The sequence below is a fragment of the Paenibacillus sp. FSL L8-0436 genome (genome assembly GCF_038593025.1).
Lineage (GTDB): Bacteria > Bacillota > Bacilli > Paenibacillales > Paenibacillaceae > Paenibacillus_AQ.
The window spans coordinates 6,066,495-6,079,810 of record NZ_CP151955.1; the positions used below are offsets into that span (position 1 = coordinate 6,066,495).

General features: G+C 52.5%; 12 protein-coding genes. 1 reads left to right on the top strand and 11 read right to left on the bottom strand.

All coding sequences use genetic code 11. The features are described from left to right. Positions 1 to 476 precede the first annotated feature (476 nt). The 11 genes from NSS79_RS28045 to NSS79_RS28095 form a co-directional block, all read right to left on the bottom strand. Positions 477 to 2,066 carry an FAD-dependent oxidoreductase gene (locus NSS79_RS28045; RefSeq protein WP_342437016.1) on the bottom strand — a complete coding sequence of 530 codons (1,590 nt, stop codon included), beginning with the start codon at positions 2,064 to 2,066 and terminating at the stop codon, positions 477 to 479. Then, a complete protein-coding gene (locus tag NSS79_RS28050) occupies positions 2,063 to 2,992 on the bottom strand; it encodes an ROK family protein (RefSeq protein ID WP_342437017.1) in 930 nt (309 codons plus the stop codon). The genes NSS79_RS28045 and NSS79_RS28050 overlap by 4 nt, the downstream gene beginning before the upstream one ends. A gap of 72 nt (positions 2,993 to 3,064) precedes the next feature. After that, positions 3,065 to 3,892 carry a MurR/RpiR family transcriptional regulator gene (locus NSS79_RS28055; protein ID WP_038595897.1) on the bottom strand — a complete coding sequence of 276 codons (828 nt, stop codon included), beginning with the start codon at positions 3,890 to 3,892 and terminating at the stop codon, positions 3,065 to 3,067. After that, the gene (locus tag NSS79_RS28060) at positions 3,870 to 4,589 is read right to left on the bottom strand and encodes an N-acetylmannosamine-6-phosphate 2-epimerase (protein WP_342437018.1); all 720 of its coding nucleotides are present in this window, start codon (positions 4,587 to 4,589) and stop codon (positions 3,870 to 3,872) included. Before NSS79_RS28060 ends, NSS79_RS28055 begins: the two co-directional genes overlap by 23 nt. A 15-nt stretch (positions 4,590 to 4,604) precedes the next feature. Next, positions 4,605 to 6,152: a DUF4127 family protein gene (locus NSS79_RS28065; protein WP_342437019.1), complete on the bottom strand. Its 1,548-nt coding sequence runs from the start codon at positions 6,150 to 6,152 to the stop codon at positions 4,605 to 4,607. A 62-nt stretch (positions 6,153 to 6,214) separates the two neighbouring features. Continuing rightward, positions 6,215 to 7,063: a carbohydrate ABC transporter permease gene (locus NSS79_RS28070; protein WP_341095915.1), complete on the bottom strand. Its 849-nt coding sequence runs from the start codon at positions 7,061 to 7,063 to the stop codon at positions 6,215 to 6,217. Continuing rightward, positions 7,060 to 7,941, bottom strand: coding sequence for a sugar ABC transporter permease (locus tag NSS79_RS28075; protein ID WP_342437020.1), 882 nt, complete (start codon positions 7,939 to 7,941; stop codon positions 7,060 to 7,062). The genes NSS79_RS28070 and NSS79_RS28075 overlap by 4 nt, the downstream gene beginning before the upstream one ends. Before the next feature lie 73 nt (positions 7,942 to 8,014). Then, complete coding sequence (locus NSS79_RS28080; RefSeq protein WP_342437022.1) at positions 8,015 to 9,343, bottom strand: sugar ABC transporter substrate-binding protein; 1,329 nt, start codon at positions 9,341 to 9,343, stop codon at positions 8,015 to 8,017. 338 nt (positions 9,344 to 9,681) lie between these two features. After that, complete coding sequence (locus tag NSS79_RS28085) at positions 9,682 to 10,314, bottom strand: XTP/dITP diphosphatase (RefSeq protein ID WP_342437023.1); 633 nt, start codon at positions 10,312 to 10,314, stop codon at positions 9,682 to 9,684. A gap of 1 nt (position 10,315) precedes the next feature. Then, complete coding sequence (rph, locus tag NSS79_RS28090; RefSeq protein ID WP_342437024.1) at positions 10,316 to 11,074, bottom strand: ribonuclease PH; 759 nt, start codon at positions 11,072 to 11,074, stop codon at positions 10,316 to 10,318. 187 nt (positions 11,075 to 11,261) lie between these two features. After that, a complete protein-coding gene (locus tag NSS79_RS28095; RefSeq protein WP_342437025.1) occupies positions 11,262 to 12,386 on the bottom strand; it encodes a GerMN domain-containing protein in 1,125 nt (374 codons plus the stop codon). Between the two features lie 271 nt (positions 12,387 to 12,657). On the opposite strand from NSS79_RS28095, the gene NSS79_RS28100 reads away from it, so the two are divergent. Continuing rightward, positions 12,658 to 13,257 (top strand): phosphatidylglycerophosphatase A, encoded by a 600-nt coding sequence (locus NSS79_RS28100; RefSeq protein WP_076110813.1) that lies wholly within the window; start codon positions 12,658 to 12,660, stop codon positions 13,255 to 13,257. Positions 13,258 to 13,316 lie beyond the last annotated feature (59 nt).

Below are 13,316 nucleotides of genomic sequence, written 5' to 3' on the forward strand. Positions count from 1 at the left end.
CCTCTTTACAGACAAAGCTCCCCAAAGTCACCTCCTGGTTCGGATTCACCTTCATCCAGTGTCTCTATCAGATTCATGAGATCAGGATGGTAGATTAAGCACACAAAAAAAGCGCAAGAAAAAATAATCTGTGCTCTTAATCTCGTATTGCTGTTCATGGGTTGCAATCCCGGTAATGTTGTCCGGGACAATGCTTATGCCTACAAAATAGTTGGGAGGGATGGTGTACATGGAATAGGAGGATTCATAACATAAGAAGGATGAAGGCAATCTAATTGTCATATAAAGCACAGGATTAAGCTAGGGGGAAATTTCCATAGTCAGGGGGGAATATCATCTAATTTCCAGTTTTTTCGGCAGTATCTGTCCCCTATTTGAGGAAGGTTTAGAATTCCGGTGACAAAGGTGTTCCCTTACGCTCCGACAGTTCAAGAGGTGATGGTATCCTTTGCCACCAGATGCGATTATCCTGTCAACTACTGCATTTCCAGCTCTGCATCACTCCAGTGAAGCTGGACGCCATGTTCTAGTAAGAGCTGCTGGTAAGCCTTGCGATGGTCATCCGATCCATGAACCTCACGCGGCAGAACTTTATTTGTAATGGCGTAAGAGGCCAGAAGTCCCGCAGCTTCACCAATGTTCCATTCGGTTGGATGAAGGCGGTAGCAGCCGTTTGCGATCTGGGTCATTGAGATATTTTTGCAGGCCGGAAGCAGGTTCGTGACGCGAATAGGGATCAGTGAGCCCAGCGGAATTTCATACGGATGATTGGGGATGTAGAACGTGCGCTGGGATACGGTCGTGGGATGAAGATCCAGATGATAACTTCCAACGCCCACACTGTCCTCATAACGCATAGGTCCCGCTTCACCGCGCAGCTCCTTGCTCACATCCAGCTCCGTCACCGTGTAGAGTCCGCGGATCCTTCTTGCCTCACGGATGTAGGGAGACTTCGCAAGCCCGTCCTCTGTCCCAAGTACATCTCCCCGCAGCCTCACCCCCGGATACCCCTTCCCGCCATCCAGTCGGGGCGCTTCCGTCTGAAGCCAATAGACAAGTGACAATGTCAGCTGTCTGGCTCCTTTCAAATGCCGTTCACGTTCCCCGGGAGGCACTCCGATCAGCGGACCGGCATAATAATCGTTCAGCGCCCAGTTCAGCAGGGTGACTTCACCGTCATTGAGCGGCAGGCTCCAGACCGTAGGATCGACAATCCTCCGGTAATCCCACAGCGATACAATCCCCTCGTCATTGGGAAACATGGTGAATTGCTTCAGCTTCGTCGTATCACTGGCATCGGAGGCGTACCAGCTGAGAATGGGATACATTGAAAAGGAAGGCACATATTGAAGCCAGTAGTCATAGTCCTCAGGACGTTCTATCGTAAAATCACCGCCTGGTACATAATCGACGGCAGCGACATGGGTAATCGACTGCATATCGAGCGGGTCCGCTTCATCCAGCGCATGCGGTTCCCCTGTCTCATGGCGTGATTCAGCGCCGCTTCGATACTCCACCCCCGCAAGCGGCAGCAGATCGCCGCATTCCGTCGCATCCAGATAATACGCCCCTTTAAGCTTGATCTCGGTTCCTTTCACGGTATGTAAGACCATCACCGCCGTAACCTCATCGCCTGCCGTCTCGGCATGAACGGGAACCGTATAATAGAGCACTTCAATCCGTCCCGAATGTACATAAGGAGCCAGCATTTCATGCAGAACGCTGAGTGCAACCTTCGGCTCATGGGCAAGCCGGCTGACCCAGCCGTTCCCAGGATTGAGCAGCGGATTGTTTCTGGCAGACTCCGTAAGCGGATAGTTCCGTCTGTAATACTCCCGCACCCTGTTGCGGAACTCCCGGTAGGTAGCCGTGCTGCCGGAGTTCTCGATCCAGCGGTGCTCATCCGGCGGAACCGCCTGTGAGGTCAGCTGTCCCCCCAGCCAATCCGTTTCCTCAGTTAGGATTACGCGCAACCCTGCCTTGGCTGCGGCGAGAGCCGCGGCAGTTCCTCCAAGGCTCCCGCCGATGATGATCACATCACTTTGTTTCACTTGTCCGAATGTCATGCGGTATCCTCCTCCTCATATCCGTCCGGCAGCTGCCGGAAACAATCCAATGCAAGCTTGGCTGCGCCGAAGCAGCCTGCCCGGTTCCCAAGCTCCGCCGCTGTAAGGATGCCGGAAAGTCCCTCGCCTTGCAGCCTGTTTTTTAGCAGCGGCCACCAGACGTCCCGGTCATGAATAACCCCGCCGCCAATCACGATAAGCTCCGGATCGAGCGTAGCTCCAATATTGTCCAAGACTACCGCCAAATCAGAGGTGTAATGTTCGAGAACCTGCAGGGCATCCTGATCACCCCGCCGTGCGTCGCTCATAAGCTCCGCTCCATGTTCATACGCCCGGCCTGTCAGTTCATTCCCGAGCCGCAGCAACGCGGAACCCGAGATGTATTGCTCTACACAACCCCGGCGGCCGCAATTACAGAGCCGGCCGCCGGGAAACAGGACACTGTGCCCGAACTCTCCGCCGCTCCAGCGCTTTCCCCGGTTAAGCAAGCCTTGAATCATAAGCGCTCCGCCTACTCCGGTACCCAGCGTGAGCATGACCAGATTGTGCCTTCCGCGGCCTGCTCCCTGCCAGGCCTCGCCCAGCAGTGCAGCGTTCGCATCATTATCGGCGGCTGCAGGCAATTTGTAGGTATCCTCCGCCCAACCGGCAAGCTGAAGCCCCTGCCATCCGGGTAAATTATCGGTGGCATACACCACTTCACCCGTGTCTGTATTTACTCTGCCCGCCGAAGCAATCCCGATGGCCTGAACCGGACAGGCTTTTAGCAGTTCGCAGACCACAGCATTCAGCTTGCCGAGTATTGCCTCCCGGCCCTGCCATGCTTCCGTATCGCGACTGGCTTCCGCCCATACGTTTCCGATCTCGTCGAGCACCAGCCCTTTAACGGCTGTCCCTCCGATATCCACACCGATGACCCGTCTCATCCTCGCATCCCTCCTAATAGCTCTCGTATCTTTCGATGGAGAGCCAGATGTATTGAGGCTGCGGCTGCACCCTCAATAAATACGGTCAATGACAGCTCTTGCCGTCCGTTCCTTCATGTTCTTCGTCTCATCTGTATGCCTGCGTTCCAGTCCCTCACAGATCAGGTCGATAATGAACAGCTGGGAGATCTTCGCACCGATGGACCCGCCTTCCAGAGGCGACTCTTTACCGGCAGTGAGAAGAACGATATCAGCAATAGACGCGATGGGGGACTTCGCGTAGTTGGTCATGGCAATGATCTTCGCCCCGTTCTGCTTCGCCTTCATTAACATATCATTGGTATCCAGAGTGCTTCCGGAAACGCTGATGCCGAAGGCGATATCCCCTTTGCCCATCGTTACTGCCATCATCGACTGGATGTGGCTGTCCGCTATGGCCTCAACCCGTCTGCCGATACGCAGAAAGCGATTTTTGGCATCCAGTGCGGTAATCGCCGATGAGCCTACCCCAAAAAACTGCACATGGCGCGCCGCATCAATTTGATTAACGGATTCTTCAAGCTGTCCGCGGTCCAGCATGCTCAGGCTGGATTGGAGGACATCAACCATAGATTCGTAAAGATGCGTCGGATAATCCCCGTCTCTGCCTTCACGGCCGGACAAGGCTTGCTGCTTTGGCAGCCCTTGGGCAAGCATAAGCTTGAAGTCCTGGTAACCCTTAAATCCGATTTTGCGGCAGAAGCGCATAACCGTGGTTTCACCGGTGCCGGCAAAATCCGCAAGCTCCGTAACCGAAAAATAGATGATATTATCCGGATGCTCAAGTACACAACGGGCCACCTTCTGCTCTGATTTGGTCATGGAAGGATAATACGTATTAATCCGATCCGTCATTTCCATCGTTAACAGCCACCTTTCTAATTGCTGCCATAAATCGCCCGGTAATCAGCTGGGGTCTTGTAATGGCTGAACCCACAACTACCGCATAAGCTCCAAGCTCCAGAGCCTGCTGCACCTGGGCGGGTTCATTCATTCTGCCTTCCGCAATAACCGGGATGGACAAACGATCAACAGCGCTTTGCAGCAGTTCAAAGTTAGGCCCTTCCTGCTGCAGGGAATACGTCGTATAGCCCGAGAGTGTGGTCGAGACGCAGGTGACCCCCAGCGCTTCTGCATGGACAGCCTCCTCCAGAATCGAAATGTCGGCCATCGAAGCCGTGCCGCTCCGGTGCAGAAAAGCGACGATTTGCTCCAAGGTGCTGTCTCCCGGTCTCTTCTGCCTTGTCGCATCAAAGGCGATCATATCGGCCCCGGCCTCCAGCAGTTCGTCAATTTCTCTTAGTGTTGGTGTGATATATACTTCCGAACCCGGATAATCCCTCTTGATAATGCCGATAACCGGCAGCGAGACGGCACTTTTGATCGCCCGGATGTCTGCGGAGCCATTTGCCCGGATGCCTACAGCCCCTCCTTCCTCGGCGGCGGCTGCCATGCGTGCCATGATTTCAGCACCATGCAGCGGTTCACCCGGAAGCGCCTGACAGGATACAATTAGTCCATGACGCAGCTTCTGCAATATCGTATTCAGGGTCCCCACCCTCTCTCTAGTAGTCTATTGTTCCTTGGATTCCCCGGCTGGCACAAAGCGAACGGAGAGCCCTACCTCAAACATCCGGTTCCAAGGCATGTAGCAGTCTGTAATCTCTACCGTGCCCCCGGGACCATCGATTCTTGACGCCAACTCCTGGCGCAGCCGCTGTTCAACCAGAGCCGAGACCTTTCCCCGCTGCCCGTCGAGCAGATATTTGCCGCAGCCCAGCTCCTCGATTGGACCCTCACTAAGTTCCCCGCGGACGACTGAGCAATAGCATACATCCTCAGCATACCGGAGACCAAGGAAGTCCAAATGCTCTTTTGTGCGCCCGTAATGCAGATAGATCATAGCCTGCGAAATGACCGTCCCCAGTGTGTTGGAGCTTGTATTCCAGGCGGCATAACCTGCGAGTTCAAACAACATTCCCTTTTCCCGCAGCATCTTGACCAGCTTCTGGTCACCGCCATTGGCATAGCCGACATCGGCAACGGCAACGGGCTTGCCTTTATGTTTCATTATATAATCGCCGTATTCCACAAGCTCCATCAGGTTCCGGTACACATCATAGCTGAAAAAAGACTGATGCTGCGATACCGCTTCCATCATTGTCTCTCCCGGCGTATTCAGCAGCAGCACAAGATCCGCCTCCCGGGCACTCGAAGCAATCAGGCCTCCAGCAGCGGTAATCTGGTACTTCAGCGTCTCATAGAAAAAGCGGTCCTCGAACAACGGAGTGACGAATGCTCCCTGCACCGAAGACAGCCTCGGATAAATGAGCGGCACTGTTCCTGTAGTTTTATTAATCATCCGTGCCAGCAGCGTGCAGCCCACCTCGTCTGCACCGGGGTACATATAGGCTTTAAGCTCCAAATCAAGCTCCGTAATCCGCGCGCGGACCTTCTGCTGGTCTTTGGCTGTATGCCCGAAGGGTGCCGAGTCATCCTGCGGGAAAATCAGGAACTCGATAATACCATCCTTCACCAGCTCCAGCACCAGTTTATTCGCTTCAATATTAATGCTGCGCCGTGCGAGGTAATCATCCAGTATTTCCTGCGGAAGCCGGGCTTCAATCTCAGCAAGCTCCTGCAGTTCCTCTCCTGATGCGTTGCCGAGCTCCTTGCGGTGGCCAATAAAACCTTTGCGGAAAATTTCCCGGCCCCAATCGGCATAATAATCCGGCTCTTCGTCGGACAGCGAATACTGCGGGCAGCGCATAATAAGCTGAAAGGCATAAATGACCAGCTTCGGGTGCAGCCGTTTGAGATCCCGCAGTTTATCAAGTTTTGCGGCAAGCTCCTCCAGCTGCAAGCTATGCAGTCTGGAGGGGATAATCCCTCCGTACAGCAATGTATCCAAAGCGACCACCGCACCGTCCGCCTGGGAGCAGGCCTCTTCAAACCATCTCCATAATCCGTCCGTATCTCCGGGACGCTTCTTCAGTCCCATCAGCTGCATCGGGGGACGCTGCACCTCAAAATCTGTTCCCCTAGCCAACAGAGGGGGGAACTCGTAATTACAGGGCCGCTCATCCAGCGGCACAAATGCGATTGTGTATGAATTCGCCATTCTTACCCCATCCTTTCTATCTGATCATTGAATCCCCTTGCAGGGTCAGCCGGTACCCCTTCTTAGCCTTTGATCGCACCTGCGATACCTTCCATATAATATTTCTGGGTAAATAGAAAGACTACAATAATAGGAATGACCGATATCATCGTCCCTGCGGCAATCCAGCCGAAGTTATACGAAAATTGGCCGTTCAGGTACGTAAGCGCGGCAGCCAGCGGATATTTCTCGGGATCATCCAGGATGACAATCGGCCACAGGAAGTTATTCCAGAACGCCATGACTTCCAGCAGCACAATGACGGCAATCCCCGGTTTGACCAGCGGCAGAACGAGCTGCCAGAAGATGCGGAGCTCTGAAGCGCCGTCCATTTTCCCTGAATCCCTGATATCCGACGGTATGCCCAGAAAGGTCTGGCGCATCAGAAAAATATTGAATACCGACACAGCGGCTGGAAGCACAACCCCCAGATAGGAATTGCCTAAGTGAAAAGCCTGAATGGTCAGATAATGCACAATCATTGCCGTGGAGGAGGGAATAATCATGGTGGCGATCAACAGTGTGAACACGAAATTCCGGCCTTTGAAATGAAAGACTGCCAGCGGATACGCCGTCGTACTGGCCAGCAGAACATTAAACACCACCCCAAGCACAGCAATAATGACCGTATTCGTAATATAGCGCGGAAAGGACATGAACTGCCAGACCTGCACGTAGTTATCAAAATCAATGAACGTCGGCAGAATGGCCGGCGGGCTGGAGAACACATTTCTGCCGGGCATCAGTGACACACTGAGCAGCCAGAGGAAAGGGCCCATCATGAACAGGGCCAGCAAAATTAACAGAAGGTAAATGACGGAATAACGGACTCCATTTTTCAGCTGTTTGAATGATCTGCTCGTTGTGTTCAATATGAATTCACCCCGCCTTTCCGGTTAAAGCGGAACACCAGAATGCTAAGCGCCCCTATAATAACGCTGACTATCAGACCAAGCGCGGATGCATATCCGAAGTTGAACTGCTCCAGTCCCTTTTGAAAAATATACACGCTGGAGGTCAGCGTCGAGGTTCCCGGCCCGCCTTTGGTCAGAATGTATACCTCATCGAATACCCGGACCGCCCCCATAACCGAGATTAGCGTACAGAACAGGATATGAGGTCTCAGCAGAGGAATCGTCACATGCCCAACGAGCCTCAGGGGACCCGCCCCATCTACTCTGGCCGCTTCATACAAATCCGAGGGAATACCCTGAAGACCTGCCAGATACAGCATCATGTAATAACCGAGACCTTTCCACATGGTGATGAACATCAGGACATACAATGCGGTGCTGCTGCTCGACAGCCACGAGACCTGCCCGTCGATGATTCCGGCTTGGATCAGCAGATAGTTAACCACACCATTGTTGCCCAGCAGCCAGCTCCAGATGAGCGCAACTGCAACCATCGAGGTCACAACCGGAATATAATAAGCCGCCCTGAACATCTTCACACCCGGAAGACGGCTGTTTACGAGAATAGCCATCAGAATGGAGATGACCTGAATAATCGGAACAATAAGGACATACACCAGCGAATTCCATAACGAGACGGTAAAATTGTGATCCTGAAAGGCTCTAATGAAATTCTCGAAGCCTACATAACGAGTCTCGGCAATGACAGAATAATCGGTAAATGCAAGCGGAATTCCGTAAAGGATCGGCCAAAATGTAAAAATGGCGAGAAACACAAGGCCCGGCGTCATAAACGCCCAAGCGCTGAAAGATTCCGAGCGCACCCATCTCTTCATTCGATATTCCTCCCTCCCTCTGTACTGCAGCATATAAAGGGGAGGACAGCGCCTCCCCGCATCTCTAAGCGGTTTACGAACCCTGTTTAATGATTCCGTTCACTTCTTTTTCCACAGCATCCAGCGTTTTTTTGATATCTGCCCCGTTGAGCAATATTTCCTGCAGTCCGCGGGCAAGCGCGGAGTTGATATCGGAGGCGCTTGGAACGCCGACCATATAATCGGTAGCCTTATCCAAACTTTGCGATGAGACAACCTTGGCTTCCGCTTCAAGCGTGCCGTCAGATTGGGTGAAGAATGGATCCGTAATGGAAGCTTTGGATGATGGCAACGTATTGGCAACCTTGGAGAAGGCTGTCTGATTGTCCGCATTGGTCACAAAAGCTGCAAATTCAACAGCCTGCTCCGGATTCTTCGATTTTTGCGGCACAACCAGATCCATGGAATTAGAGAGCCGGAGGTTGGCTTTGCCTGTAGGCAGTTGAACCGCAATCGTGTTCGCATATACTTCCGGCGCCGAGGTCTTGATAAAGTTGATAAAGGTCGGGCCCGACAACTGGAAGGCTACCTGTTCACCGGAGAAATACTGGATCTGCTTTGTGAAATCCGCATCTTCCTTCAGGACCACGCCTTCTTTCATTAGATCGCGCATTTTGGAGATCATGGCTTCAGCTTCCGGCGTATTGAAGGCTGCGGCCGTCTTATCTTCATTCAGAATGGAGATTCCATCAATCGGAAACAGCTTGGATACGAGCTGCTGCGCATATCCGGCGGCTCCGGTCTTTTGATGAACCTGACGGGCCCATTCAATCAGCTCATCCCGGGTTTGCGGCGGATTGGACGGATCCAGACCGGCTTTTTCCACAAGCTTTTTATTCATGAACAGAACTTCCGTGCCTGTATACCATGGAAGCGCATAGGCCTTGCCGTCAAGCACGGTAGAGTTGTAGATCCCTTCAAAATAAGAACCTGCTTCTTCCGCTGTAAGATGATCCGCAAGATTCAGCAAAGCACCTTTGCTTCCCAGCTGGCTCGCAAATTCTGTGTTCAGATTCACTACATCGGGGCTTTTGCCGCTGGCCGTGCTCGTCAGCAGCCGTTGTGAGATGGCATCGTAAGGATAGTCTTTCCATTCAATCGTTACACCGGGGTGGCTTTCCTCGTATTTCGCAATCAGATCATTGAAATAATCATTGAAGGTAGGCTGAAGGGCAATCGTCCAAAATTCCAATGTGACAGGCTCCGATTTGGGCGTATCGGTCTGTTCAGCAGAAGGTTCTGCCCCGTTCGCAGAAGTGGTTGGAGCAGGAGCATTCCCATTCCCTCCACAGCCGGCCAGCAGCATAGACAGCGCCATCACGACTAGCAGTGACAGAATAAAGCCTGATCTGTTAGTTCTCACACAAAATCCCCCTTAATAGTGGTATAAGACGAGAGCCTCAATCATGTTACCTTTTCTCACTCAGCCCTCTCTTTCTTAGGAGTATAGCAGATAAAGGAAAAATAATGAAGTATTTTTTCATAAAAATAAATAAAAAAGAAATAATCTTTCTTTTCTGGTGTAAACGGTTTCAATTCTAGGTATATCAGGGTAATAATAAAACAACCCGTCTGCAAAATTCGCAGACAGGTTGTTTTCACTTAACGTATAGGAGAAATTTATTCTTGCGACTTTTTCACCACATGTCAATTTACCTGCCGCAATATTATCAGATCAGTATTAATTTGTCCTGCTGGCTCTTACTGGCGGAAAGCCGCAAGCTTCTCGGTCAGCAGCCGCAGCGCCATCCCCCGGTGGCTGATCTGCTGCTTCTCTTCCAGCGTCAGCTCCGCCATTGTCTTCTCAAATTCCGGCAGATAAAAAAGCGGATCATAGCCGAACCCGCCGCCGCCGGCAGGCTCAGAGGTAATCCAGCCCTCTACCCTGCCTTCAGCGGTAAGCTCTTGTCCATTTGCAGGATCGTACAGCGATAACGCGCAGACGAACCGGGCCGTGCTGAGCAGCGGCTGGCCGGTATCCTCGCCCTGCTTCAGTTCTTCCAGCTCGTTCAGCAGCTTAAGGTTGTTCTCACCGTCCTCTGCGCCTTCACCCGCATAACGTGCCGAGTAGACTCCCGGCCTGCCGCCAAGGGCATCCACACAAAGACCGGAATCATCCGCCAGAACGGGCAGTCCCAAGGCATCGCCTACGGCTTTTGATTTTTTCAGCGCATTTTCGGCAAAAGTAACCCCGTCTTCCACTACATCCGGCAGAGCGGGATAATCAAACATACTTTTGACCTCCAGCCCAAGCGGTGCAAAAGCATGCTGGAATTCGCGCACCTTGCCTTTATTTTTCGTCGCAACAATCAGAATTCCGCTGGCGGTCTTCATACTACACCTCTCGGCCCGGCTGGCCGGACGGTATTTTGAGGGCGATGGGACCAAGCACTTCTTTTTGCACGTCGATCAGCTCGTAAATCCCCTTCTCGCCCAAGCCCAGCAGCTGGTCCAGCTCCTGACGGGTGAACGGCCGCTCTTCGCCGGTGCCCTGCACCTCCACAAAAGCGCCTCCGCCCGTCATGACCACATTCATATCGACCTTGGCTTTGGAATCCTCTTCATAGTTCAAATCCAGCAGCGTTTTGTCGCCAACCACACCGACGCTGATTGCCGCCAGATAGTCCGTAATCGGGAATACGCTCAGCTTGTGCTGGAGCGCAATTTTGTTGATCGCAAAAGCCATCGCTACAAAAGCACCCGTAATAGAAGCCGTCCGTGTGCCTCCGTCCGCTTGAATGACATCGCAGTCCAGCGTAATGCTGCGCTCGCCGAGCGCCTGCAAATTAACAACCGAACGCAGCGCCCGGCCAATCAGACGCTGAATTTCCATCGTCCGCCCGGTAAGCTTGCCGCGCGCCGCTTCACGCTGGTTGCGTGTCTGCGTGGCCCGGGGAAGCATGGAATATTCGGCGGTCACCCATCCCTTGCCTTGTCCTTTAAGAAAAGGCGGGACCTTCTCGTCCACCGTTGCCGTACAGATAACTTTGGTGTCCCCCATCTCAATGATTACGGAACCCTCCGCGTATTTATTCGTTTGGGTTGTTATTGTCAGCGGCCGGAGCCCGTCGTCGTTACGTCCGTTTGATCTCATGTTTTCTGCCTCCTGCATCTTTGTGTAGCTAAAGTTTGTGTGCTGCCTGCCGGAAATCACTGCATTTCTTAGATTTCCGCAGAAACGGATAACATCCCGGTTAAGGACGTTATCCGTTTCTGCTTGGCAAACTTTATTCTACCAAAGAGTAGGCACAAAAGCATCTTTTCAGCCTGCCGGATGCATTTTATAACGGCAGCTCGTTCACATATTCCGGAGCGGAAACCGGCTTGCCGTAATCAACATTATTGCTTCCGGTGACTGTCTCCTTGCCGTTCAGGCGAATCTGGACGGGAGCATCCTCAGCATTTTGCGCGACTGTCAGCACTACGGATTCCAGAAACTCATTGGGAACATTTTTGCCGTCCGCAAACATATCGTCGGTCAAAGAGACTGTAACTACACCATTCTGCCCCGCTTTCACCGAGTCGAGCACAGTTTCCTGGGTCATTACCATCTCCAGTCCGTTTCCGGATTCCGGTCCGGCAATTAATTCGTTCAAGGCTGCTTTCAGCGGCTCTTCTCCCGCGGGTACAAACCGGGTTACAGGCACATAATACTGATGAACGCCATCAGGGGCTGCAGCGGAAAAATAAACCGTAACTGCGCTGGAATTCATCAGCGGTGTTCCATGCTTCGGCAGATTAATGCCCATGCTGCGTGTCAGCGCGCGGTCCAGCGGGATGCCGAGCAGCGGCATTTCCGTCAATTTCTTGCCTTCCACCCAGAGCTGCACGCCCTTGATGCCCTCCTGGCCGGTTAATGTCCAGGTAATTGCTTCGAGAATTTTGCGCTCCTCCAGCGGATCGTAGTCGTTAAAGGTAGAGTTGAACTCGACAACGGCCAGCTTATCTTTATCCACGGAGACACTCTTCACTTCCGTACCGGCAGGAAGCACACCCTGAAAACCTTCAGGCAAAGACGAAGCATAGGCTCCCTTGCTGACCAGTGCCGTGAGCGAATCCTTCAGCATGGCAGAACTCTCGCCTTTAGGCAGGTTAAGCGATACAGGGGCAAGCAATCCGTTGCCATCTTCAAGAAAGACGGTTGTCCGCTCCCCGGCCTCTGCCGGTGCGGCTGCTTTGGCATCCTTATCAGCTACAGCTTCTTTTTCTTCCGAGGCAACCGGTGCGAACACCCCGGAATCCAGCTCGGTAGTTCCGCTAACCTCCAGCATTTGCGCCTCAACTTCTCCCGGCGGCGGATCAACCGCTGCCGACTCTGAGCCAAACAGACCGCAGCCGGACAGTGCAAGTGGAACCGTCAGCAGACAAACCGCCGAAAGATTGCGGATTTGCTTCATATGTTTCATCAATAATTACCCCTTTCAAGGTTAATACCAGATTGTACTGCTATGTATACGAGCCCTCTGTCCAAAAAATAACAACGGCTTATCCTAAATTATTGGCCGTAAAATAATTGGCAGGGAAGTCACTACACTTCCACTTCACAGAAATAGTGCACCTGCTGGACATTGACTGCCAGAATCTGTACAATCTCACTACCTTCAGATTTTTTCGAAGGGAAAGAAAAGGAAATGATAAGAGGCAATAAAACTACTACTTACTATGAGGTGACAGATGATGGCTGATGCAAAAATCCCTTACAGTCTCAACAGCAAGGCCGTTGCGGAAGCAACTAAAGTCTGGATGCACAAACGCGGAGTGACCGTTACAGAAATTGCCGAGCTGGTCATGCTCCTGCAAAAGAAATATTATCCGAATCTGACGATGGAGGAATGTGTCCATAACGTCGAGATGGTGCTCAGCAAACGTGAAGTGCAGAACGCAGTGCTGACCGGCATCCAGCTGGATGTACTGGCAGAGGAAGGCAAGCTGCTTACTCCGCTGCAGGACATGATTGAGAACGATGAAGGATTGTACGGCGTCGATGAAATCCTCGCTTTTTCCATCGTGAATGTGTACGGAAGCATCGGCTTCACCAATTATGGTTATGTAGATAAACTGAAGCCCGGCGTGCTCGAACGGCTCAATGACAAAACGACCGGAGAGATCCATACGTTCTTGGATGACATCGTAGGCGCTGTAGCCGCTGCCGCCAGCAGCCGCATCGCCCACCGCAAACAAGCCGAACGCGAACAGGAGCTTGGCCTGCCCCATGCACCCGAGGATGTTGAAGAAGCCGCCAAGAAACCAGCGGCTGGCAGCGACTTGCCGGAGTGAGCATCAGGGATTAATTCAAGATTCCTTGAAGAATAGCAGCAACTATAAAAAGCCATGCC